At 73.9% G+C, this 24,254-nt stretch carries 18 protein-coding genes and 1 pseudogene; 2 read left to right on the top strand and 17 right to left on the bottom strand.

All coding sequences use genetic code 11. From position 1 onward, the window contains the following. Positions 1-14: 14 nt before the first annotated feature. Positions 15-1,694: a GspE/PulE family protein gene (locus tag CBP52_RS04285; RefSeq protein ID WP_094182144.1), complete on the bottom strand. Its 1,680-nt coding sequence runs from the start codon at positions 1,692-1,694 to the stop codon at positions 15-17. 278 nt (positions 1,695-1,972) lie between these two features. On the opposite strand from CBP52_RS04285, the gene CBP52_RS04275 reads away from it, so the two are divergent. After that, positions 1,973-2,599, top strand: a complete 627-nt coding sequence (locus CBP52_RS04275) for an alpha/beta fold hydrolase (RefSeq protein WP_094179958.1) — start codon at positions 1,973-1,975, stop codon at positions 2,597-2,599. An 88-nt stretch (positions 2,600-2,687) separates the two neighbouring features. Here the strand turns inward: CBP52_RS04275 and pyk are convergent, their stop codons facing one another. The 16 genes and pseudogenes from pyk to CBP52_RS04195 all read right to left on the bottom strand — a co-directional run bounded on the left by pyk (position 2,688) and on the right by CBP52_RS04195 (position 23,467). After that, positions 2,688-4,115 carry a pyruvate kinase gene (pyk, locus tag CBP52_RS04270; RefSeq protein WP_094179957.1) on the bottom strand — a complete coding sequence of 476 codons (1,428 nt, stop codon included), beginning with the start codon at positions 4,113-4,115 and terminating at the stop codon, positions 2,688-2,690. A 119-nt stretch (positions 4,116-4,234) separates the two neighbouring features. Further along, positions 4,235-5,704 (bottom strand): glutamate synthase subunit beta, encoded by a 1,470-nt coding sequence (locus CBP52_RS04265; protein ID WP_094179956.1) that lies wholly within the window; start codon positions 5,702-5,704, stop codon positions 4,235-4,237. Further along, entirely contained in the window at positions 5,697-10,256 is a 4,560-nt protein-coding gene (gltB, locus tag CBP52_RS04260; RefSeq protein WP_094179955.1) for a glutamate synthase large subunit, read from the bottom strand. Before gltB ends, CBP52_RS04265 begins: the two co-directional genes overlap by 8 nt. Positions 10,257-10,433: 177 nt before the next feature. Continuing rightward, the gene (gene lgt, locus CBP52_RS04255) at positions 10,434-11,372 is read right to left on the bottom strand and encodes a prolipoprotein diacylglyceryl transferase (protein ID WP_198303572.1); all 939 of its coding nucleotides are present in this window, start codon (positions 11,370-11,372) and stop codon (positions 10,434-10,436) included. 50 nt (positions 11,373-11,422) lie between these two features. Beyond that, positions 11,423-12,277 (bottom strand): tryptophan synthase subunit alpha, encoded by an 855-nt coding sequence (gene trpA, locus CBP52_RS04250; protein WP_369826334.1) that lies wholly within the window; start codon positions 12,275-12,277, stop codon positions 11,423-11,425. A 35-nt stretch (positions 12,278-12,312) separates the two neighbouring features. Then, the gene (trpB, locus tag CBP52_RS04245; protein ID WP_094179954.1) at positions 12,313-13,599 is read right to left on the bottom strand and encodes a tryptophan synthase subunit beta; all 1,287 of its coding nucleotides are present in this window, start codon (positions 13,597-13,599) and stop codon (positions 12,313-12,315) included. Continuing rightward, complete coding sequence (gene trpC, locus CBP52_RS04240) at positions 13,596-14,408, bottom strand: indole-3-glycerol phosphate synthase TrpC (protein ID WP_094182141.1); 813 nt, start codon at positions 14,406-14,408, stop codon at positions 13,596-13,598. Before trpC ends, trpB begins: the two co-directional genes overlap by 4 nt. A gap of 141 nt (positions 14,409-14,549) precedes the next feature. Then, positions 14,550-15,179: a DUF4190 domain-containing protein gene (locus CBP52_RS18550; protein ID WP_094179953.1), complete on the bottom strand. Its 630-nt coding sequence runs from the start codon at positions 15,177-15,179 to the stop codon at positions 14,550-14,552. 91 nt (positions 15,180-15,270) lie between these two features. Continuing rightward, positions 15,271-15,714 carry a DUF2752 domain-containing protein gene (locus CBP52_RS04230; RefSeq protein WP_094179952.1) on the bottom strand — a complete coding sequence of 148 codons (444 nt, stop codon included), beginning with the start codon at positions 15,712-15,714 and terminating at the stop codon, positions 15,271-15,273. 8 nt (positions 15,715-15,722) lie between these two features. Beyond that, positions 15,723-16,598 (bottom strand): DUF4190 domain-containing protein, encoded by an 876-nt coding sequence (locus tag CBP52_RS17825; RefSeq protein ID WP_198303524.1) that lies wholly within the window; start codon positions 16,596-16,598, stop codon positions 15,723-15,725. 4 nt (positions 16,599-16,602) lie between these two features. Continuing rightward, positions 16,603-16,908, bottom strand: a complete 306-nt coding sequence (locus tag CBP52_RS04220) for an HGxxPAAW family protein (RefSeq protein ID WP_094179951.1) — start codon at positions 16,906-16,908, stop codon at positions 16,603-16,605. A gap of 145 nt (positions 16,909-17,053) precedes the next feature. Next, positions 17,054-17,674 carry a Trp biosynthesis-associated membrane protein gene (locus tag CBP52_RS04215; RefSeq protein ID WP_094179950.1) on the bottom strand — a complete coding sequence of 207 codons (621 nt, stop codon included), beginning with the start codon at positions 17,672-17,674 and terminating at the stop codon, positions 17,054-17,056. Next, a pseudogene (locus tag CBP52_RS04210) lies at positions 17,667-19,234 on the bottom strand (anthranilate synthase component I). The gene CBP52_RS04215 and the pseudogene CBP52_RS04210 overlap by 8 nt, the downstream one beginning before the upstream one ends. Beyond that, positions 19,231-19,602 carry a phosphoribosyl-AMP cyclohydrolase gene (gene hisI / locus CBP52_RS04205; protein ID WP_094179949.1) on the bottom strand — a complete coding sequence of 124 codons (372 nt, stop codon included), beginning with the start codon at positions 19,600-19,602 and terminating at the stop codon, positions 19,231-19,233. Before hisI ends, CBP52_RS04210 begins: the two are co-directional and overlap by 4 nt. 92 nt (positions 19,603-19,694) lie before the next feature. Continuing rightward, positions 19,695-21,527, bottom strand: a complete 1,833-nt coding sequence (locus tag CBP52_RS04200; RefSeq protein WP_094179948.1) for an ABC transporter ATP-binding protein — start codon at positions 21,525-21,527, stop codon at positions 19,695-19,697. Then, a complete protein-coding gene (locus CBP52_RS04195) occupies positions 21,524-23,467 on the bottom strand; it encodes an ABC transporter ATP-binding protein (RefSeq protein WP_094179947.1) in 1,944 nt (647 codons plus the stop codon). Before CBP52_RS04195 ends, CBP52_RS04200 begins: the two co-directional genes overlap by 4 nt. A 117-nt stretch (positions 23,468-23,584) precedes the next feature. Here CBP52_RS04195 and CBP52_RS04190 point away from each other — a divergent pair, with 117 nt between their 5' ends. Beyond that, on the top strand, positions 23,585-24,232 hold the full coding sequence (locus CBP52_RS04190; RefSeq protein ID WP_094182139.1) for a TIGR03085 family metal-binding protein: 648 nt from the start codon (positions 23,585-23,587) through the stop codon (positions 24,230-24,232). Positions 24,233-24,254 lie beyond the last annotated feature (22 nt).

Here is a 24,254-nt window from a genome sequence, read left to right as displayed (position 1 = left end):
CCCCTTCGCGCAGGTCAGGCGACGACGCGCAGGATCTCCTCGATGGACGTCTGCCCGAGTGCGACCTTGTGCCAGCCGTCGTTGCGCAGCGAGGTCATCCCCTGCTTGACGGCCGTCGACGCGATCTCCGCGGCGGACGCGTGCGCGACGGCGAGCCGCTCGATGTCCTCCGTGACCCGCATGACCTCGTGCAGCGCGAGCCGGCCCTTGTAGCCGGTCTTCGAGCACGCGGTGCACCCACCCGGGCGGAACAGCTCCGGGACCGGCTCGCCGGGCATCCAGGGGAACCGGGCCGCCTCCATCTCCTCGGGGCTCGGCTGGTACGGCACCTTGCACTTCGGGCACAGGCGGCGGGCGAGCCGCTGGGCGACGACGCAGTCGAGCGCGGAGCCCACGAGGAACGGCTCGATGCCCATCTCCGTGAGACGCGTGACCGCCGAGGGTGCGTCGTTGGTGTGCAGCGTCGAGAGCACGAGGTGGCCCGTCAGCGCCGCCTCGATCGCGATCTGCGCGGTCTCGTGGTCACGGATCTCACCGAGCAGCACGACGTCCGGGTCGGAGCGCAGGATCGAGCGGAGGGCCGCGGCGAACGTCAGGCCGGCCTTCGGGTTCATCTGGACCTGGTTGATGCCCGCGAGCCGGTACTCGACCGGGTCCTCGACCGTGATGACGTTGATCTCGGGCTTCGACACCGCGTTGAGCGTCGCGTACAGCGTCGTCGACTTGCCGGAACCGGTCGGACCCGTCACCAGGATCATCCCGTACGGCTTGGTGTACGACTCCTTGTACGTCTCGTAGTTGTGGTCGAGGAACGACAAGTCGCGCAGGTCGAGGCTCGCCGTGGAGTTGTCGAGGATTCGCATGACGATCTTCTCGCCCCACACCGTCGGCAGCGTCGCCACGCGCAGGTCGATCTTGCGACCGTTGTGCACCACCGACATGCGGCCGTCCTGCGGCTTGCGCTTCTCGGCGATGTCGATGTCGCTCATGATCTTGACGCGGCTCGTCACGCCACCGGTGATGTTCTTGGGTGAGCGCTGCATCTCGTGCAGCACGCCGTCGATCCGGTACCGGACCCGCAGGTCGTGCTCGGTCGGCTCGATGTGGATGTCCGACGCCCGGTCGGTGATCGCCTGCGTCACCAGCAGGTTCACGTAGCGCACGATCGGCGCGTCGTCCTCGACGAAGTCGCCGAGCTTCGACAGGTCGGCGGCCGCCTGCTCCTCGGCCTGCGACTCCTCGAACGCGTTGGACAGGTCCTCCATCTCGCCGTCGGCACGCACGAACCGGTCGATCGCCCGCAGCACGTTGTCGTACGTCGCGATGACCGGCATGACCTGCATCCGCGAGACGGTGCGCACGTCGTCGATCGCCATCACGTTGCCGGGGTCGGCCGTCGCGACGACGAGCGCGCCCTGGTCGATCCGGATGGGCAGGACGGTGTACCGGCGGCACAGTGCGGCGGGCACGATCGCCACCGCGGCCCGGTCCACGGGGTACTCGTCGAGGTCGACGAACGGCATGCCCGCCTGCGCGGCGAGCGCCTGGACCAGCTGTCCCTCGGTGAGCACACCGAGCTCGACGAGCGTGCGTCCGAGCGAGGACCCGGCGGTCATCTGCTCGTCCAGCGCGGACAGCAGCTGCGCCTCGGTCACCAGGCCTTCCTCGAGCAGGATCTCGCCCAGCTGCTTCACGGCACCTCCCATGGCACGACGGTCGTCATCGCACCTATCGGCACCCGGTGGCCCGCGCCTGAGGTGATCGGGCCGATCGCGACGATCCCGGCCGGCACTCCCCCGCCGTGCCCAGGAACGGCGCGTATGCTCACCGCACCTCGCGACCCGGGAGACCCACCATCAGCTCCGTCCCGCACCACCCCGCACCGACCGCCACACCCGCCGTCACACCCACCGCGGTCGTCGCTGCGGCCACCGCGGCCGCGCACGACGAGTCGGGTGCACGGCCGATCGTGATGGTGCACGGGACCCGCACCTCGTCGGCCATCTGGGCGCCGCAGGTCGCCGAGCTCGAGCGGCTGGGGCACCCGGCGCTCGCGATCGACCTGCCCGGGCACGGGGCGCGCGCCCACGAGCGGTTCACGCTCGCCGGTGCGCTCGAGGCCGTCGACGCGGCGGTCCGCTCGTTCGACACGCCGCCGCTGCTCGTCGGTCTCTCCCTCGGCGGCTACGTGAGCCTCGCCTTCGCGGGCCGGCACGAGCACACCATCGCCGGCGTCGTGGCCGCGGGCTGCTCGACGCAGACCCGCGGGCCGCTGCTGCGCGCCTACCGCCGGCTGTCCACGTGGGTCACGAGCGCGCTGCACCTGGGCGGCGGGACCTGGCACGTCGTGACCGACATGCTCGCCGCGCTCGCCATGTGCTCGCCGCTCACGGACCTGCGCCGCCTGAGCCTGCCCGTGTGGCTCGTCAACGGCCGGCGGGACCCGCTGCGCCTCGAGGAGCGCCGCTACCTGCGCGCGCACGCCGGCGCGCGGCTGACCGTGGTCCCCCGCGCGGGGCACGACGTGAACACGCACGCGCCCGACGAGTTCAACCGCGTCCTCGTCGACGCGCTGCGGGAGCTCGCGCCCCGCTCCTGACCCGGCGGCGCACCACCGCGCACGACGAAGGCCCGCCGCGACCACCCGTGAAGGGCGGCGCGGCGGGCCTGCGTCAGGCTGCGACCGGTCAGGCGACGCGGTCGGACTCGTCGCCGATCTTGTGCACGACGATCGAGTTCGTCGACCCGACGACGCCCACGGGCGCCCCGGAGACGACCACCACGTAGTCGCCCGTCTCGGCGAGACCCTGCGCCTGCAGCGTCTTGTCGACCTGGTCGACCATCTCGTCGGTGCTCGCGACCTGCGGCACCTGGTACGTCTGGGTGCCCCACGACAGCGACAGGACGTTGCGCACCGACTCGACCGGCGTGAACGCGAGCAGCGGGATGGGCGAGCGCAGGCGCGACATGCGACGCGCCGAGTCGCCGGACTGCGTGAACGTCACGAGGTACTTCACGCCGATCCGCTCGCCGATCTCGGCGGCGGCGCGGGTGATCGCACCACCACGCGTGTGCGGCGTCGAGCCGAGGGGCGCGATGCGCTCACGGCCGAGCTGCTCGGTCGCCTCGATGATGCGCGCCATGGTGCGCACCGTCTCGATCGGGTAGTCACCCACGCTGGTCTCGCCCGAGAGCATGACCGCGTCGGCGCCGTCGAGCACGGCGTTGGCGCAGTCGGACGCCTCGGCGCGGGTGGGCCGCGGGTTCGTCGTCATCGACTCGAGCACCTGCGTCGCGACGATGACCGGCTTCGCGTTGCGGCGGGCGAGCTCGACCGCACGCTTCTGGACGAGCGGCACCTGCTCGAGCGGCAGCTCGACGCCCAGATCACCGCGGGCGACCATGATGCCGTCGAACGCCTGGACGATCTCGGCGAGGTTCTCGACCGCCTGCGGCTTCTCGATCTTGGCGATGACCGGGGCGACCCGGCCCTCCTCCTCCATGATCTGGCGCACGCGGTCGTAGTCCGCGGCGTTGCGCACGAAGGACAGCGCGATGAAGTCCGCGCCCTGCGCCAGGCCCCAGCGCAGGTCGGTCTCGTCCTTCTCGCTCAGCGCGGGCACCGACACGGCGACGCCGGGCAGGTTGAGGCCCTTGTTGTTGGAGACACGGCCCGGCACCTCGACGCGCGTGACGACGTCCGTCCCGTCGACCTCGACGACGCGCACGAGCACCTTGCCGTCGTCGATGAGGATCGGGTCGCCCGGCTTCACGTCGCCCGGCAGGCCCTTGAACGTCGTGGAGACGCGGTCCTTGGTGCCCTCGACGTCGTCGGTCGTGATGACCAGCGTGTCGCCGACGGCCACGTCGTGACCGCCCTCGATGAAGCGGCCGAGACGGATCTTCGGACCCTGCAGGTCCACGAGCACGGCGACCGACCGGCCCGAGGCCTGCGCGGCGGCGCGGACGTTCTGGATGACCTTGGCGTGCTCCTCGGGCTCGCCGTGGCTGCGGTTGATGCGCGCGACGTCCATGCCGGCGTCGACCAGCGCCTGGATCATGTCGAGCGACTCCGTGGCCGGGCCGAGGGTGCAGACGATCTTTGCTCTACGCATGAAGGCGAGCCTATGCCTTTCGGGTATGTCTGGCCGGTCCGAACGTCCTGACAGGCCAGGGCGGCGTCCCGGTAGTGGACCCGGCGTGTCTGGACGACTCGCCGGGCTGGGGGTGGGGTTCAGGGTCGCAGCGCCACCGTGTCGGCCTCGACGGGGCGCGGCAGCTCGGTCGCACCGGACAGGTACGTGTCCACCGCGGCGGCCGCGGCGCGGCCCTCCGCGATCGCCCACACGACGAGCGACTGGCCGCGGCCCGCGTCCCCCGCGACGAACACGCCCGGCACGGCGGTCGCGAAGTCGTCGGTCCGGGCGAACGCGCCGCGCGGCGTGATCTCGACGCCGAGCTGCTCGACGACGGCCTGCGTCTCGGGGCCGGTGAAGCCCATCGCGACCAGCACGAGGTCCGCCGGGATGTCCCGCTCGGTCCCGGCCGTCGGGACGCGGCGACCGTCGGGCAGGTACTCCGTGGTCGCCAGGCGCAGGCCCGCGACGCGCGTGCCCGTCTCGTCGGGCAGGAAGCCGACCGTCGACGCGAGGTAGGCGCGCTCGCCACCCTCCTCGTGCGACGACGACACCTCGAACAGGATCGGGTCGGTGGGCCACGGCTGGTGCGCGGGTCGGTCCGTCGGCGGCTTCTTGCCGATCGCGAGCGTCGTGACCGACGCGGCGCCCTGGCGCAGCGCGGTGCCGAGGCAGTCCGAGCCCGTGTCGCCGCCGCCGATGATGACGACGTGCTTGCCCTCGGCCGTGACCTGACCCTCGACGGTCCTGCCCGCCGCCGCGGCGTTCGCCGGGTGCAGGAAGTCCATCGCGAACATCACGCCGTCCAGCTCGGTGCCCGGCACGCGCAGCTCGCGCGGCACGGTCGCGCCGGTGGCGATGACGATCGCGTCGTAGCGGGCCTGCAGCTGCGCCCACGTCACGTCGCGGCCGATCTCGACGTTGGGCCGGAACCGCGTGCCCTCGGCCTCCATCTGCGCGACGCGACGGTCGATGTGGACCTTCTCGAGCTTGAAGTCGGGCACGCCGTACCGCAGGAGTCCGCCGACGGCGTCGTCGCGCTCGTACACCGCGACGGTGTGACCGGCGCGTGTGAGCTGCTGCGCGGCGGCCAGACCCGCCGGTCCGGACCCGACGACCGCCACCGTGTGACCGGTCAGGCGCTGCGGCACCTGCGGCGTCACGAGCCCGCGCGCGAAGGCCTCGTCGATGATCGAGACCTCGACGTTCTTGATCGTCACGGGCGGCTGGTTGATGCCCAGCACGCACGACGACTCGCACGGCGCCGGGCAGATGCGCCCGGTGAACTCCGGGAAGTTGTTGGTCGCGTGCAGGCGCTGGATCGCGTCCGCCCACTGACCGCGCCACACGAGGTCGTTCCACTCGGGGATGAGGTTCCCGAGCGGGCAGCCGTTGTGGCAGAACGGGATGCCGCAGTCCATGCAGCGGCCGGCCTGCTCCTTGAGGAACGGCTGGCCGTCCTGCAGGTGGGCGTGCACGTCCTTCCAGTCGCGCAGGCGCACCTCGACGGGACGGTTCGGCGGGAGCTCGCGCTCGCGCACCTTCAGGAAGCCACGGGGGTCAGCCACGCGCCACCTCCAGGATCTGGTCCCACACGCCGGGCGCCGTCGGGTCGAGGCCGTCGGCCTCGGCCTGCGCGAGCGCACGCCGGACGCGCGAGAACTCGGTGGGCAGGACACGGGTGAAGCGCGAGCGCCAGTCACCCTCGAGCAGCTCGGCCGCGACCGGCGAGCCGGTCTCCTCGGCGTAGCGGTGCAGCAGGTCGCCGACGACCGCGGCGTCCTCGTCGTCGAGCGGCGCGAGGGAGAGCTCGCCCGTGCGGACCGCGTCGGTGTTGACGAGCTCGGTCTGCAGGTCGACCACGTACGCGGTGCCACCCGACATGCCGGCGCCGAAGTTGCGGCCCGTGCGTCCGAGCACGACCACGGTCCCGCCGGTCATGTACTCGCACGCGTGGTCGCCCACACCCTCGACGACGAGCGTCGCGCCGGAGTTGCGCACCGCGAACCGCTCGCCGGTCAGGCCTCTCAGGAACACCTCGCCGGACGTCGCGCCGTAGCCGATCACGTTGCCCGCGATCACGTTGTGGCTGGACGAGAGCACCGCGCTGCGGTCGGGCCGCACGATGATGCGACCACCCGACAGGCCCTTGCCGACGTAGTCGTTCGCGTCGCCGAACAGCCGCAGCGTGATCCCCCGCGGGACGAACGCGCCGAACGACTGGCCGGCCGACCCCGTGAGCGTGACGTCGATCGTGTCGTCGGGCAGGCCCTCACCGCCGAAGCGGCGCGTGACCTCGTGCCCGAGCATCGTGCCGACCGTGCGGTTGACGTTGCGCACGGGCAGCGAGATCCGCACGGGCTCGCGGCGCTCGAGCGCGTCCGCCGACAGCGCGATGAGGCGGTTGTCGAGCGCGCGCTCCAGGCCGTGGTCCTGGTTCTTGGTGTGGTGCAGCGCCGAGCCCGGCTTGGGCTGAGGCACCGCGAGCACGGGCTCCAGGTCGAGGCCCTCGGCCTTCCAGTGCTCGATCGCCGTGCGCGTCTCGAGCAGCTCGACGTGGCCGACTGCCTCCTCCAGCGTGCGGAAACCGAGCGCGGCCAGGTGCTCGCGCACCTCGGTCGCGATGAACTCGAAGAACGCCTCGACGAACTCGGGCTTGCCCGTGAACCGCGCGCGCAGCTCCGGGTTCTGCGTCGCGACGCCCACCGGGCAGGTGTCGAGGTGGCAGACGCGCATCATGACGCAGCCGGACACGACGAGCGGAGCGGTCGCGAAGCCGAACTCCTCCGCGCCGAGCAGCGCGCCGATCACGACGTCACGGCCGGTCTTGAGCTGCCCGTCGACCTGGACGACGACGCGGTCACGTAGGTCGTTGAGGACGAGCGTCTGCTGCGTCTCGGCCAGGCCGATCTCCCACGGCGTCCCCGCGTGCTTGAGCGACGTGAGCGGGCTCGCACCCGTGCCACCGTCATGACCCGAGATGAGGATGACGTCCGAGTGCGCCTTGGCGACGCCCGCGGCGATCGTGCCCACGCCGAACTCGGAGACGAGCTTGGTGTGGATCCGGGCGCGCGGGTTCGCGTTCTTCGCGTCGTGGATGAGCTGCGCGAGGTCCTCGATCGAGTAGATGTCGTGGTGCGGCGGCGGAGAGATGAGTCCGACGCCGGGCGTCGAGTGCCGCGTCTTGGCGACCCACGGGTACACCTTGTGACCCGGCAGCTGACCGCCCTCGCCGGGCTTCGCACCCTGGGCGAGCTTGATCTGGATGTCGTCCGCGTTGGTCAGGTACTCCGACGTCACGCCGAACCGGCCGGAGGCGATCTGCTTGATCGCGGAGCGCCGCTCGGGGTCGTGCAGCCGCTCCGGGTCCTCGCCGCCCTCGCCCGTGTTGGACTTCGCGCCGAGGCGGTTCATGGCGATCGCGAGCGTCTCGTGCGCCTCGGCCGAGATCGAGCCGTAGGACATCGCGCCCGTGCTGAACCGCTTGACGATCGCGCTGACGGGCTCGACCTCGTCGAGCGGCACGGGCTCGCGCACACCCTCCTTGAAGGCGAGCAGGCCGCGCAGCGTCATCAGCCGCTTCGCCTGGTCGTCGACGCGCTGCGTGTACTGGCGGAACACGTCCATCTGGCGCGTGCGCGTCGAGTGCTGCAGGCGGAAGACCGTCTCCGGGTCGAACAGGTGGTCCTCGCCGTCGCGACGCCACTGGTACTCGCCGCCGACCGCGAGGCGCTGGTGCGGCTGGCGGTTGCCGGACGCCGGGTACGCGTCGGCGTGCCGCGCGGCGACCTCGGCCGCGATCACGTCCAGCCCGATGCCGCCGAGTCGGCTCGTCGTGCCCGTGAAGTACCGGTCGACGAGCGCCTGGGACAGACCGATCGCCTCGAACACCTGCGCACCGCGGTAGGACGCGATGGTCGAGATGCCCATCTTCGACATGACCTTCAGGACGCCCTTGCCGAGCGCCTTGATGAGGTTCTTGACGGCCTTCTCGGGAGTGACCTCGCCGAGGTAGCCGTGCCGCGACAGGTCCTCGACCGTCTCCATCGCGAGGTAGGGGTTCACCGCGGCCGCGCCGAACCCGATGAGCAGCGCGACGTGGTGCACCTCGCGCACGTCGCCCGCCTCGACGACGAGCGAGATCTGCGTGCGCGTGTGACGGCGCAGCGTGTGGTGGTGCACCGCGCTCAGGAGCAGCAGCGACGGGATCGGCGCCAGCTCGGCGTCCGAGTTGCGGTCGGACAGCACGACGAAGCTCACGCCCTCGGCGACCGCGCGGTCGACCTCGGCGAAGATCTCCTCGAGGCGGGCCTCGAGCGCCGCTCCCCCGCCGGACGCCCGGTACAGGCCGCGGATCGTCGTCGTGCGGAACCCGTGCCGGGGCTCCTTGTCGACGTGCACGATCTTGGCGAGCTGGTCGTTGTCCAGCACCGGGAACGGCAGGACGAGCTTGCGCGCGTGCTCGGGCCCGTCGGCCAGCAGGTTCGGCTCGGGGCCGATCGCGCCGCCGATCGCGGTGACGAGCTCCTCACGGATCGCGTCCAGCGGCGGGTTCGTCACCTGCGCGAACATCTGCGTGAAGTAGTCGAACAACATCCGCGGGCGCTGCGAGAGCACCGCGACCGGCGTGTCCGAGCCCATCGCGCCGAGCGGCTCGGCGCCCGTCGCCGCCATGGGCGTCAGGAGGATCTTGAGCTCCTCCTCCGTGTACCCGAACGCGCGCTGGCGGCGGCGCACCGAGGCGGCCGAGTGCGCGACGTGCTCGCGCTCCGGGAGCTGCTCGAGGTAGACCGAGTTCTCCTCGACCCACTGCGCGTACGGCCGCTGCGCGGCGAGCTGGGACATCACCTCGGCGTCCGCGATGATCCGGCCCTGGCCGGTGTCGACGAGGAAGAACAGCCCCGGCTCGAGGCGCCCCTTGGCGACGACCGACGCGGGGTCGATGTCGAGCACGCCCGACTCCGACGCGCACACGACGAGCCCGTCCTCGGTCACCCAGTAGCGACCGGGACGCAGACCGTTGCGGTCCTGCACCGCGCCGATGAGCGTGCCGTCGGTGAACGTCATCGCGGCGGGGCCGTCCCACGGCTCCATCAGCGTCGAGTGGTACTCGAAGAACGCCCGCGTCGCGGGGTCCATCTGCGCGTGGTTCTCCCACGGCTCGGGGATCATCATCATCACCGAGTGCGGGAGCGAGCGGCCCGACAGGTGCAGCAGCTCGAGCACCTCGTCGAAGCTGCCGGAGTCCGAGCCGCCGGGCGTGCACACCGGCAGCAGCGGCGTCAGGTCGCCGAGCTCGTCGGACGCGAGCATGCCCTCGCGCGCCGCCATCCAGTTGCGGTTGCCGCGGACGGTGTTGATCTCGCCGTTGTGCGCGATCATCCGGAACGGCTGCGCGAGCTCCCACGACGGGAACGTGTTCGTCGAGAACCGTGAGTGGACCAGCGCGATCTCGGAGGCGTAGCGCGGGTCGGACAGGTCCGCGAAGAACGGCTCGAGCTGCGCCGTGGTGAGCATGCCCTTGTAGGTGATCGTGCGCGCCGAGAGCGACGCGAAGTACACCCCGTGCTCACGCTCGGCCCGCTTGCGCAGGCGGTACGCCCGACGGTCGAGGTCGATGCCGGCGAGCTCGCGTGACGGGTCCGCGACGACGAGCTGGCGGAACACCGGCATCGACGCGCGCGCCGTGGGACCGACCAGGTCCGCGGTCACGACGACGTCGCGCCACGCCAGCACGTCGAGCTTCTCCTCGGCGGCGACCGCCTCGATCGCGGCGACCGCCGCGGTGCGCTCGGCCTCGTCCTGCGGCAGGAACGCCATGCCGATCGCGTAGTAGCCGACCGGGGGCAGCTCCGCGTCGACGACGTCCCGCAGGAACGCGTCGGGGATCTGGGTGAGGATGCCGGCGCCGTCACCGGAGTCCTCCTCGGCGCCCACGGCGCCGCGGTGGTCCAGGTTGAGCAGGGCGGTCAGCCCGGCGTCGACGATGTCGCGCCCGGGCGTCCCGCGCAGCGTCGCGACGAACGCGAAGCCGCAGGCGTCGTGCTCGGCCGACGGGTCGTACAGGGGGTACGCCGCGTGGTCGAGCGACGTGCTCGGCAGACCGCTGGGCGACGTCATCGCTACCGTCCTCACAGTGCCCCGGCCGGACCGGGGCTCGCACGAACTTGGGGGATCGGGACGTCGTCGGCCCTTGTGGTGGGCGACGATACAACCCGCCTCGACGGGTGGCCGCATCGCCCTGTGTGACTCGGATCATAGAGATCGGCCACGTGCGGGGCCGGTCCGGTCCCGTCGTCAACGGGCCGGATGACCGTCCTCGTCGTCCACAGGGACGGTCGCCGAGTCGGTGCCCGCGTCCTGTGGGACGTCCTCCTGCTGGGAGATCTGCTGCTCGGAGGGTTCCGGCGACGGATCCAGCAGGACGGTCGTGTCGCGTCCGGGATGCCGACGCCCGACCACCACGAACGCTACCAGCGCTCCGACGCCCACCAGGATGGACGTCCATACGTTGAGGCGCAGGCCGAGGAAGCCGTGCGCAGGGTCGATGCGCAGCGCCTCGATCCAGACGCGGCCCGTGGTGTACACGACGACGTACAACCAGAACACGCGCCCGTGCCCGAGACGGAACCTGCGGTCCGCCCACACCAGCAGCGCGGCACCGGCCAGGTTCCAGAGCAGCTCGTACAGGAACGTCGGGTGGAACAGCGTCCCCGCCGCGTACCCCGCCGTCTCGGCGACCGAGTCGTCGACGCGCAGGCCCCAGGGCAGCGTCGTCGGTCCGCCGAACAGCTCCTGGTTGAACCAGTTGCCGAGCCGCCCGATGGCCTGGGCGACCAGCAGACCGGGGGCGAGCGCGTCAGCGAACGGCGCGAGCCGCACCCCCTGACGCCGGCACCCGATCCACGCGCCGACCGCACCGAGCGCGACGGCACCCCAGATGCCGAGCCCGCCCTCCCAGATCGCGAACGCCTTCCACGGGTCGCCGCCCTCGCCGAAGTACGCGTCGGGCGACGTCACCAGGTGGTAGATCCGGCCGCCGACGATCCCGAACGGCACGGCCCAGAACGCGATCTCGACGACCTGGTCCCGGTCGCCACCGCGCTCCTCCCACCGGCGCTGCGTGAGGAGCACCGCGGCGACGATGCCCAGCAGGATCGCGATCGCGTACGCGCGCAGCGGCAGCGGCCCCAGGTACCACACGCCCTGCGACGGGCTCGGGATCGCGGCGCGCACGCCGTCGACGAGCCCGCCCGCGGGCGCGGCCAGGACGAGCGACGCGGCGCTCACCGCGACGCCCCGGCGGGACGCTCGGCCGAGCGCACCCCCGCGGCGAGGGCGGCCGTGACCTCCGCGAGCCGGTCCAGACCCGTCGCCTCGTCGGGCACGTCCAGCAGCGAGCGGACAAGTGCCGAGCCGACGATCACACCGTCGGCGTACGAGGCGACCTGGGCCGCCTGCTCCGGACGCGAGACACCCAGGCCGACGCACACGCGGTCCGCACCCGCCGCGCGCGTGTCCGCGACGAGCTGCTCGGCGCGCGAGCCGACCGTGGCGCGCTCCCCGGTCACCCCCATCGTCGAGGCCGCGTAGACGAAGCCGCGGGAGGCGGCCACCGTGCTCGCGAGGCGCTCGGGCGTCGAGCTGGGGGCGACCAGGAAGACCCGGTCCAGACCGTGCTCGTCGGATGCCGCGATCCACGCGCCGGCCTCGTCGGGCACGAGGTCCGGCGTGATGAGGCCCGCGCCGCCCGCCGCCGCGAGGTCGCGTGCGAACGCCTCGACGCCGTAGCGCAGCACGAGGTTCCAGTACGTCATCACGAGCACCGGGGCGCCACGGCCCGCGACCTGCTCGACGGCCGTGAGCGTGTCGCGCACGCGCGTCCCGCCGCGCAGCGCGTGGTCGACGGCGCGCTGGATGACCGGGCCGTCCATCACGGGGTCGGTGTACGGCATGCCGAGCTCGACGACGTCGGCACCCGCGTCGACCATCGTGCGCACCGCCTCGACCGAGCCGGCCACCGACGGGTAGCCGACCGGCAGGTAGCCGACGAGCGCCGCGCGCCCCTGGGCCGCGAGACCGTCGAGCAGCGGCCCCGTCGTGGCGCCCGCGCTCGTGGGTGCCACGCTCGTGGGTGCCACGCTCGTGGGTGCCGCGCTCGTCGTCCGTCCGCCGCTCACCGGTCTCCCTCGCCCTCGTCGCCCGCGTCCAGCAGGCCGAACCACCGCGCGGCCGTGGCCACGTCCTTGTCGCCGCGCCCCGACAGGTTCACCAGGAGCACGGGCTCGTCGGACCACTGCGCCGCCTGCGCACCGAGCTGGATCGCGCCGGCCAGGGCGTGCGCGGACTCGATCGCGGGGATGATCCCCTCGGTGCGGCACAGCAGCCGGAACGCGTCCATGGCCTCGACGTCCGAGACCGGCAGGTACGTCGCGCGGCCGATGTCGTGCAGCCACGAGTGCTCGGGGCCGACGCTCGGGTAGTCGAGGCCGGCGGAGACCGAGTGGCTGGGGACGGTCTGCCCGTCCTCGTCCTGCAGCAGGTACGAGCGCGCGCCGTGCAGCACGCCCGGGGCCCCGCCCGAGAACCGCGCCGCGTGGTCGCCGGGGCCCAGGCCGCGTCCGCCCGCCTCGAAGCCGAACAGCCGCACGTCGGCGTCGTCCAGGAACGCGTTGAAGATCCCCATCGCGTTCGACCCGCCCCCCACGCATGCGACGACGGCGTCGGGCAGCCGCCCGATCTCGCCGAGCAGCTGGGCGCGCGCCTCCTCGCCGATGACCTTGTGGAAGTCGCGCACCATCTCCGGGAACGGATGCGGGCCCGTGACCGTGCCGAGCAGGTAGTGCGTCGTCTCGACGTTCGCGACCCAGTCGCGCAGCGCCTCGTTGATCGCGTCCTTCAGCGTGCGCGTGCCGATCGTCACCGGGACGACCTCGGCACCGAGCAGCCGCATCCGGGCGACGTTGAGCGCCTGGCGGCGCGTGTCCTCCTCGCCCATGTACACCGTGCACTCCAGGCCCAGGAGCGCCGCGGCGGTCGCGGTGGCGACGCCGTGCTGCCCGGCACCCGTCTCCGCGATCACGCGCGTCTTGCCCAGGCGCTTCACGAGCAGCGCCTGGCCGAGCACGTTGTTGATCTTGTGCGAGCCGGTGTGGTTGAGGTCCTCACGCTTGAGGAACACGCGGGCGCCGCCACCGACGTGCGCCGCGAACCGCGGCACCTCCGTCAGCGGGCTGGGGCGTCCGGTGTACGTGCGGTGCAGGCGCGCGAGCTCGGCACCGAACGCCGGGTCGGCGAGCGCCTTGTGATAGGCGGTGTCGAGCTCGTCGAGCGCCGCGATGAGCGCCTCCGGCACGTACCGCCCGCCGAAGTCACCCCAGTACGGGCCGACGTGCGTCGCGAGCGACCCGAGCCGGGGCTCCTGGCCGGGGACCAGCGGACGGCCGCTGTCGAGGCCGGTCACTGGCGCACCGCACGCAGGGACGGGTGGGCGCCGGCCGCGACGAGGTCCGCGACCGACTGCCGCGGGGCGTCGTCCGTCACGAGGGCCTCGCCGACGAGCACCGCGTCGGCGCCGGCGCGCGCGTAGTCGACGACGTCGTGCGGGCCGCGCACGCCGGACTCGGCGATCTTCACGATGTCGGACGGGATCCGGGGCGCGACGCGGGCGAACGTGCCGCGGTCCACCTCGAGCGAGCGCAGGTCACGGGCGTTGACGCCGATGACCCGGGCGCCCGCGTCGACCGCGCGCGCGACCTCGTCCTCGTCGTGCACCTCGACCAGCGCCGTCATCCCGAGCGAGTGGACCCGCTCGACGAGCGACTCGAGCACGGTCTGCTCGAGCGCCGCGACGATGAGCAGGCACACGTCCGCCCCGTGCGCACGCGCCTCCCACACCTGGTACGGCGTGACGATGAAGTCCTTGCGCAGCACCGGGATGTCGACCCGCGCCCGTACCGCGTCGAGGTCCGCGAGCGAGCCGTTGAAGCGACGCTCCTCGGTCAGCACCGAGATCGCGGCCGCGCCACCCTTCTCGTACTCCGCCGCCAGCGCCGCCGGGTCGGAGATCTGCGCGAGCGCACCCTTCGACGGGCTCGAGCGCTTCACCTCGGCGATGACGGTCACCGCGTCCTCGACGCGCAGACGCGCCACCGCGTCGACCGCCGACTCGCGGCGCGCCGCGAGCTCCTTGACCTCGGCGAGCGGAGTGCGCGCCTCCCGGGCCGCGAGGTCCTCCCGGACCCCCGCGACGATCTCGTCGAGCACGCTCATGGCCACCACACCCCTCGTTCGCGTCCCGGGTGGACCCGCCGCCGCACCGCCGTGCGAGGCCCTCCCCCGGTCATCGTAGAGGCGCCGCGGAGTGACCCGGACCACGGCCCGACTGGTGGACCGGGTCCCCCGCGGGCGTGGTCAGTAGGTCCGGACCGTGCTGTCGGGCGCCGCGATCACGAGGAGCAGGAAGAACGCGACCCCGACCACGGAGAGGATCGTGCCGATCCAGCCCGTCGCCACGCCCCCCGTCGCGAGGCTGGCGTTGTCGGCCTCCCCCGCGGCGACCGCGCGCTTCGCGTTGTTGCCGATGATGATCGCCGGGATGCCCGAGAAGAGGCCGCACAGCACGATGCTCGCGATGCCGAGCACGAGCGACCACACCCCGAGGCTGTTCTTGGGGTAGGCGCCCGGGGCGTACCCGGGGTACCCCCCGTACGCCGGAGCCTGGCCGTAGGGCTGCTGGCCGTACGCGGGAGCCTGGCCGTACGGCTGCTGGCCGTACGCCGGAGCCTGCCCGTACGGCTGCTGGCCGTATCCCGGAGCCTGGCCGTAGGGCTGCTGGCCGTACGCCGGGGGCTGCCCGTACGTGGGCGGCTGGTCCGCGGGCGGCTGCCCGTAGGCCGGCGGCTGCCCGTACACCGGCGGCTGGTCGGCGGCCGGCGTGGGCTGCGACGTCTGCTCGCCCGACGACCCCGCGGGCGGGGGCGCGTACGGCGACGCCGGCTCGCTCGGCTGCTGCGGCTCGGTCGGCTGGTCGGGCGTGCTCATCGCGGTGCTCCAGTCGGTCGTGGTGCGGGTGTCGGACGTGCTGGGGTAACTCTGCCAGGCCGGACCCCGTTCTCCGCGCAGGACGAGGCGGTCAGGGGGCGAGCGCCTCGAGGCCCGGCAGGTTGCGCAGCACGCCGAACACGGCGAGCAGCGTGAGGAACAGCCACGCCGACCAGGACGGCAGCAGGGGCGCCGCCCGCCCGCGCGCGACGCGCACGGCCCACCAGACCCACAGAGCCACGACGACGGGGACGAGAGCGACCCACAGCGGGTTCATGGACCACGCGGCCGCGAGGTCGCCGTGCGCGAGGTCGTGCGTCGCGCGCAGCCCGCCGCAGGCCGGGCAGAACAGGCCCGTGGCCGCGTAGAGCGGGCAGTACCCGTAGCTCCCGGACACGTGCGGGTCCCGCAACGCGACGGCGGCGGTCCCGACGAGCACGACCCCGGCGGCCAGCGCGGGCCCCCGCCAGGCGCGCTGACGACGCGCCGGAGCGGGTGTCGCGGCGACGTGGGGATCGACGACCGGCGCGTCCATGGCGACCGCTACATCGAGTTCTGGGTGAAGGAGGCGAGGTAGCCGAGCGTGCGCAGGAGCGCGAGACCCACGCCCACCCAGCCGAGGATCACACCCGCGCGCGCGGCCGAGACGTTCGCGACGACGAGGCCGCGCGCCGCGTCCGACTTGGCGCGGTTGCCGAGCAGGATCGCGGGCACCGCGGCGGCGAGGCCGACGAACGAGCACCCGCACGCCAGGACGATGCCGAGGATCCCGAGCACGAGCGACCAGGTCGCCTGTGGGCTCGACGTCCGCGGCGGGGTCGCGTAGGGGTCGGTGGGCCACGCCCCGTACGGGCCCTGCGACGCACCGTACGCGGGGCCCGCCGGCGGGGTGCCGTAGGAGGGTGCGCCGCCGTAGGCGGGCGGTGCGGCCGGCGGCGTGCCGTAGGCGGGCGGTGCGGCCGGCGGCGTGCCGTACGCGGGCGGGGCCGCATAGGGGTTGTCCGCGGGCTCCGGCGGCGTGCCGTACAGCGGTACCTCCGGCCCGTCCGACTGCGCAGCCGGGGGGACGGGCGCGCTCACGGCCGGCGTGCCCGCGTCCGGCGTGCTCCCTGCCGGCGTGCCCTCGGCGGGGCCATCGGGCTCGTCGGACGACGAGGGCGATGCCGCGGACGCGGGGGTCGCGCCCGAGGGCACGCCGAACGTCGCGGGCGGTTCGTAGGCCGGCCGCGCGACGTACGCGGGCGGGGCCTCGTACGACGGCGGGGTGTACCCCGTCGCGTCCGGCTCGCTCGCGGCCGTGCCGCCGCCCTCCTGCGCCGACGACGGCGCGTGCGCACCCGGCTCGGCGGGCGCGGACGGCTCGAGCGGCTCGGACGGGTCGCGCGGCTCGTCGGGCGCGGGCGGCACGGAGGAGCTCATCGGGTCAGTGGCCCCCGCGCGCCTTCTGGCGAGCGAGCGTCGCGGCACCGCCCTGCCCGTAGCCGAGGACCTGGAGGACCTTGCCGCCGACCAGGCCGAGCAGGCACACACCGAGACCGACCCAGAAGAGCCACACCTGCGCGAAGACCATCGCCAGCGCGGCGATGACGGCACCACCGACCACGACCCACGTGGTGGTCCAGGCCGCCACGGTGTGGCCGTGGTTCGTCGGCGGGGCCGTCGGCGGCAGGTGCACCGCCTCGGTGGTCGTGGGGTTCTGCGCGCGGTGCGCCAGGGTGTTGTCGGCCATCGTCGACCCTTCCGTACGAGGTTCGCCGCTCACCCTAGCGTGCGCCCGACCTCGCGCCCCGGCACGTCCGCTGCGACGCGGACCACAGCCCGGCAGTCACCCGGCGGAGGCGTGCGGACCACGCGACGAGGCCCGCCGCGCGGCGTCAGGGGCCTTGCCGCCCGGGCCCGTCCGGAGCGTCGGTCGGGTCGTCGCCGCGGGTCAGCGCGTCCCACTGGTCACGCTCGTCGAGCGGCGCGGGCGCGGCACCGCCGGCGGGCACGGTCGTCGACGCGCCCTCGTGGCGGCGGCCGACGGCCCACGAGGCGCTCGCCCGCGCGAGCCAGACCGCGAGCAGCACGACCAGCACCCCGACGACCACCGCGACCCACGGCCAGGCCGAGACCGCGACGTCCTCGACCACGCGCTCGACCCCGAGCTCGTCGGCGACGCTCGGGGCGGCCGCAGAACCGGGCGACCGCAGCACCCCGACGCCGTCGACGACGACGAGCGCACCGGCCAGCGCGACCACGCCCACCACGACCCACCGTCCGGCGCGCCCGACGAGCGCGGCGGCACCCGCGGCCGCGAGCAGCACGAGCGTGACCGCGACGAGCGACGGCGCGGCCGACGAGCCGGCGACCGTGACGGTGCGGGGCTCGCCGAGCACGGTCACGGTCTCGACGGTGAGCCACGGGACGAGCGCGGTGAGACCGGTCAGCGCGGCCGCGAGCAGCAGGAGCACGGCGGCGCGCCCGCGGCCCGGACGACGGGGACGGTCAGACATCCGCGCGTCGCAGGCGGGACGCGATCTGGACGGCGCGCACCGCGGCCTGCGCCTTGTTCCGGGACTCGAGGTACTCGAGCTCGGGCACGGAGTCCGCGACGATCCCGCCGCCGGCCTGCACGGACGCGCGCCCGTCGCGGATCAGCGCGGTGCGGATCGCGATGGCCATGTCCATGTTGCCCGCGAAGTCGAAGTACCCGACCGTCCCGCCGTAGATGCCGCGGCGGGCCGGCTCGACCTCGTCGATGAGCGCGATCGCCCGGGGCTTGGGCGCGCCCGAGAGCGTGCCCGCCGGGAACGTCGCCATGAGGGTGGCCAGCGCGGTCGCCCCGGCACGCAGGCGCCCGACGACCGTGGAGGTGATGTGCATGATGTGCGAGAACCGGCGCACCGCCATGAACTCCACAACCTCGACGCTCGTCGGCTCGCACACCTTGACCATGTCGTTGCGCGAGAGGTCGACGAGCATGATGTGCTCCGCGCGCTCCTTGGGGTCGGCGAGCACCTCGTCGGCCAGCGCGCGGTCCTCCTCCGGCGTCGCGCCGCGCGGCCGTGAGCCGGCGATCGGGAACGTCGTGACGTGCCCGTCGTCGACCTTGACGAGCGTCTCGGGGCTCGACCCGACGACCGCGAAGTCGTGCCCGTCCGCGTCCTGCAGCTGCAGGTAGTACATGTACGGGCTGGGGTTGATGGTGCGCAGCACGCGGTACACGTCGAGCGGCTCGGCCGGGCAGTCGAGGTCGAGGCGCTGGGAGATGACGACCTGGAACACCTCGCCGTCGCGGATCGCGTCCTTGCCGAAGCGCACGGCCTGGTCGAACTCCTCGCGCGTCGTGCGGAACCGCAGCTCGGGCTCGGGTGCGTCGGTGAGCACGGCGACCGCGGACGGCGCCGGGTGCAGCAGCGAGCCCTGCATCGCGTCGAGCCGCGCCACCGCGTCCGCGTACGCCTCGTCGACGCGCTCGTCGGTGTCGTCGAAGTTGATGGCGTTCGCCACGAGCCACACCGACCCGTCCTGGTGGTCGACGACCGCGAGATCGGTCGCGAGCAGCAGCGTGACCTCGGGGACGTCCAGCTCCTCGGGGCCTTGCGCGGCAGCGTCGGCTCCCAGTGGTGCACCACGTCCCACCCGAGCGCGCCGACGAGCCCACCGGTCAGCGGCGGCAGGCCGGGCAGGACCGGTGTGCGCAGCACGTCGAGGGTGTCTCCGAGGACGTCGAGCACATCGCCGCTCGTCGGGACACCGACCGGGACGTCGCCCGTCCACACCGCCTGGCCGTCGCGCACCGTCAGCGTGGCGCGGGACCGCACGCCGACGAACGACCAGCGCGCCCACGTCCCGTCCGCCTCGGCGGACTCGAGGACGAACGTGCCGGGGCGCCCGGCCGCGAGCGTGCGGTAGAGGCCGACCGGCGTCACGTCGTCCGCGAGCAGACGGCGCACGACCGGCACCACGCGCCGGTCGCGCGCGAGGTCACGGAAACCGTCGAGCGTCGGCCAGGTGGTGCCCCACGGGACCTGCGGGGCGATGTCCGGCGTCGGCGGCGTCCCGGCGCTCATCGGCCGTCCTCCGCCTCGTCGACCGTCACGGGCAGCGGGCCACCCGCCTCGAAGCACGTGCGCGCGCCGGTGTGGCACGCGGCGCCGACCTGGTCGACCTCGACGAGCAGCGCGTCGCCGTCGCAGTCGATGCGCACCCCCCGCACGTGCTGCACGTGGCCGGACGTGTCGCCCTTGCGCCAGTACTCCTGGCGCGAGCGGGACCAGAAGGTCACGCGACCGGACGTGAGCGTGCGGCGCAGCGCCTCGTCGTCCATCCAGCCGAGCATGAGCACCTCGCGCGTGTCGTGCTGCTGCACGATCGCGGCGACGAGGCCGTGGTCGTCGCGCTTGAGACGCGACGCGACTGCGGGGTCCAGGGTGGGCACCGGAGAATCCTGCCACGCCCGGGCCTGCGGCCCGGGGCCGCGTCCACCGCGCCGCACGCCGTCGGCTGTGCGTCCACGGGCGTCGGGACGCGTCAGCGCGTCTGCGAGACCCACGCCCCGTGCATGGTCGCGTACAGCCCGCCGGCGACGAGCAGCGCGTCGTGCGGGCCGTGCTCGACCACCCGCCCCGAGTCGACGACGAGCACGGCGTCCGCGGCCTCGGCCGTCGACAGCCGGTGCGCGATCGTGATGGTCGTGCGCCCCGCCGTCAGGCCGGCGAGCGCGCGCGCGAGCCGCACCTCGGTGGCCGGGTCGACCGCCGAGGTCGCCTCGTCGAGCAGCAGCAGGTCGGCGTCGGCGAGGTACGCCCGCGCGAGCGCGACGAGCTGGCGCTCACCCGCCGACAGGGACTCGCCGCGCTGTCCGACGGGCGTGCCGAGCCCGGCGCCCAGCTCGTCGACCCAGGGCCCGAGCCCGAGCGCGTCGACGGCGTCCCGCACGCGGGGGTCGTCGGCCGGCGGCGCCCACGCGGGGTCGTCGTCGCGACGCAGGCCGTACGCGATGTTCTCCGCGAGGGTCCCGTCGAACAGGAACCCTTCCTGCGGCACCAGCACGACGCGGCGGCGCAGGTCGGCGTGCCGCACGGCGCGCAGGTCCGTGCCGTCGAGCAGCACCTGGCCGTGCGTCGGGTCGACGAGCCGCGCGACGAGCCGCGCGATCGTCGTCTTGCCCGAGCCGGTGGCACCGACCACGGCGAGCGACGTCCCCGCGGGGACGGTCACGTCCACGCCGTGCAGCACCGGCGGGCCGTCCGGGTACGCGAAGCCCACGCCGCGCAGCTCGACGTGCGCGGGACCGCGCGCGCTCGTCGCGCCGTCGACCGGGTCCGCGATCTCGACGGGCGTCTCGAGCACGCCGAGCACGCGCCGCCAGCCCGCGACCGCGTTCTGCAGCTCGTTGAGGATCTCCGTGGCCATCTGCACCGGCCCGGTGAACAGCTGCACGAGGAACAGGAACGCGAGCAGCCGGCCCGGCGTCAGGTCCCCCGCGACGCCGAGCGACGTGCCGGCGACGACGACGACAGCGAGCACGAGGTTGGCGGTCAGGACACCCGAGGAGAACACCGCCGCGACGAGGGTCTGCGCCCGCACCATCGCGCGCCGTGTCGCTCGGATCGCGGCGTCGGTCGCCCGCTGCGTGCGCGCCGCGACGCCGTACGCACGGATCGTCTCGGCCCCGACGACGGACTCGGACACCGCACCGAGCATCGCGCCGTACTTCTCGCGCACGGTCGAGTAGCGCGCGTTCACGCGCTTCTGCAGCGGCTGCAGCGCGATGACGAGCGGCACGAAGCCGAGCCAGACCAGAAGCGCGAGCTGCCACGAGTAGACCGCCATGAGCACGGTCGCGACGATGATCTGCAGCACCGAGACGAGCAGCATGATCCCGCCCCACTGCACGAACAGCGAGATCGTGTCGACGTCCGAGGTGACCCGCGAGACGAGGCTGCCCCGGCGCTCCGTGCCGCGGGTGAGCACCGACAGGTCGTGCACGTGCCGGAACGCGCGCGTGCGCAGCTGCAGCAGGCCGGCCTCGCTCGAGCGGAACAGGCGGATGTTCACCGCCGCCGAGCACAGGGCACCGAGCACGAGCCCGAGCGCCGCGACGGCCGCGAGCACCGCGACCCGCCGGACGTCCGGACCACCCTCGGCGAGGATGCCCGTGTCGATCGTCTGCTGCACGGCCACGGGCACGAGCACCCGGCCCACGGCCGCGAACGTCGCGAGCACGACGGTCAGGCCGAGCCCCTCGACGAGGCGCGGCGAGACCTCGACGCCGCGCCGCAGGGTCGCGAGCACGCCCAGCGTGGAGGCGGGCGCCATCGCGTGCCCGCGCGTCGGGCCGTCAGCCTGAGCCGTCGTCATCGTGCGTCCACCTCGTCGAGCTCGTCCCGTCTGGGAGCCGGTGCCGACCGGCCGTCACCCTGCTCGTCGTCGGGTGCGTCGTCCCAGTCCTGCGCGGCGCGCCGCTCGCTCTCGCGCTCGTACGCGGTCGCGAGGTCGCGGTAGCCCGGGTCGCGCGCCAGCAGCTCCGCGTGCGTCCCGCGGTCGAGGACCCGCCCGCCGTCGAGGTGCACGACCTCGTCGGCCAGCAGCACCGAGGACATGCGGTACGCCACCAGCAGGACGGTCGGTCCCTGACTGCCGGCCGCGCCGCGCAGCCCGCGCAGGATCTCCAGCTCGACCCGGGGGTCGACGGCAGAGGTCGCGTCGTCGAGGACTAGCACACGCGGCCGGCGCACGAGCGCACGCGCGAGCGCGAGCCGCTGCCGCTGGCCGCCGGACAGGTTCGCGCCGCGCTCACCGAGGTGCGCGTCGAGCCCGCCGGGCAGCTCGCGGACCACGCCGTCGACGCGCGCGACGCGCAGCGCGTCCCACACCTCGTCGTCGGAGGGCGCCGCGGGGTCGTCGGCGTCCGCGAGCGTCACGTTGCCACGCACGGTGTCCTCGAACACGAACGCGTGCTGCGCGACGAGCGCGACGTGCGCGGCCAGCGCGTCGGGCGCCAGGTCCCGCAGATCCACCCCGTCGACGCGCACCGCGCCGACGTCCGGGTCCGCGAGCCGTGACACGAGCGCGACCAGGCTCGTCTTGCCCGCACCCGTCGGGCCGACGACCGCGACCACCCGCCCGGGCTCGACGTCGAGGTCGACGTCGTCCACGAGCGTGAGCGGTCCCTGAGCGGTCTCCACGCGCCGCGTCACGTGGTCGAACGTCACGCGCGCGCCCGCGCCGGTGCCGGCCCAGGGGGCGTCGCCCTCGGGCAGCGCGCCACGGCTGTCGACCACGCGCGCGACACGGTCGTAGCCGACGAGCGCGCGGGGCACCTCGCCCAGCACCCAGCCGAACGCGCGGACCGGTACCGCGAGCAGCGTCAGGAGGTACGCCGCGGCGACCACGTCGCCCGTGCCGATGTCGCCCTCGGCGACGCGCCACGTCCCGACGACGAGGACCGCGAGCGTCCCGACGTTCGGCAGCAGGTCGATCACCGGGTCGAAGAACGCACGCACCACGCCGACCCGCACGTTCGCGTCGGCGAGCGCGCCGGACCGCTCCGCGAAGCGCCGCTCCTCACGCGCCTGCGTGCCGAGCGACGTGACCAGCAGCGCGGCCTCGAAGCTCTCGTGCGCGACGTCCGCGACCTCGGCACGCAGCTGCTGCGCGTGCGTGATCGCGGGCGACATGCGGCGCTGGAACCAGGCGTTCGCGACGATCGCGAGGGGCACGACCAGGAGCGCCGCCAGCGCGAGCCACACGTCGGTGCGCAGCAGCGCGACGGTCGCGACGACGAGCATCACCACGACGCCGAGCGCGAACGGCAACGGGTTGAACACCGACGTCGCGGCCTCGACGTCCGCACCTGCGTTGGACAGCAGCTGGCCCGTCGGGTGCCGGCGGTGCCACGACATGGGCAGCCGCAGGTACTGGCGGGTGACGCGCAGGCGGTGGTCCTCCTGGATCTGCGCGTAGCCGATGCCGGCGAAGATGCGCCGGCCCGCGACACCGAGCGCGAGGGTCACCGCGACGAGCGCGACGACGCCGCCCGCCCACCAGATGCGCCCCTGCGCGGCCTCGTCGCCGGCGAGCGCGGGGACCACCACGTCGTCCGTCGCCCAGCCGAGGGCGCGGCTGAGCACGACCGTGGTGGCACCGAACACCGCCGACGTGCCCACGGCGGCGACGTACGTCCACGGGTGAGCCCGCATCCCCCGCCAGACGAGCGTGACCGCACGCCGCGAGGTCGACCCCGTCAGGCGCATCGCCCCGGACTGCGTCGGCGTCGACGACGAGCGGGGCGCAGGCATGGCGAAGACCTTCCGGTGGGGAGGAGGGGGACGGTCATCGTCTCACGGACGTCCGACAGCTTGCCCGGGGCGACGCTCACCACGCGAGGCGCCCGGACCGGTGGCACGATGACGCGCATGACCTGGCATCCCGTGCTGCGCGCCGACCTCGTCGAGGCCCTGCGGGCCGTCCCGCCGGACGCGCCGACGCTGTGCGAGGGATGGCAGGCCCGGCACCTGGCGGCGCACGTCGTGCTGCGTGAGAGCTCGGCGCGCGTCGGCCTCGGGATCGCCGCGCCGCGACTCACGGATGTGGCCGAGCGCGCGGTCGCCGAGCTCGCCGACACCGCGACGGACGACGCCGGCTACGCCGCGCTCGTCGACCGCGTCGAGGCGGGGCCGTCACGCTGGCACCCCCTGGCCCTCGCGGGCGACGCCGCGAACCGGGTCGAGCTCTACGTGCACGGCGAGGACGTGCGCCGCGGCGACGGCGTGGCGCACGAACGCCCGCTGGACCCCGCCCTCGTCGACGCGCTGTGGCACGACGCGACCCGGTTCGCCCGCGCCCGCACGCTGCGCGTCCCCGTCGGGCTCGTCCTGGTGCGCCCCGACGGCCCGCGCGCCCGGGTGCGCAAGCCGCGCGGCGACCACGGCACGGTCGTCGTCCGGGGCGGCGCGGGCGACCTGCTGCTGTGGGTCTCGGGACGCGGTGCCGCGACGGACCTCGTCGTGCAGGGCGAGGAGGCGGACGTCGCCGCGCTCGCGCGGGCGCTCCCGCTCCCCTGACGACCCGGCGTCCGCGCGCCCC

The organism is Cellulomonas sp. PSBB021 (assembly GCF_002240455.1).
GTDB classification, from domain to species: domain Bacteria; phylum Actinomycetota; class Actinomycetes; order Actinomycetales; family Cellulomonadaceae; genus Cellulomonas; species Cellulomonas uda.
Note: the sequence above shows the minus strand (reverse complement) of the source record. Positions and strands in the feature narration are given on the sequence as shown.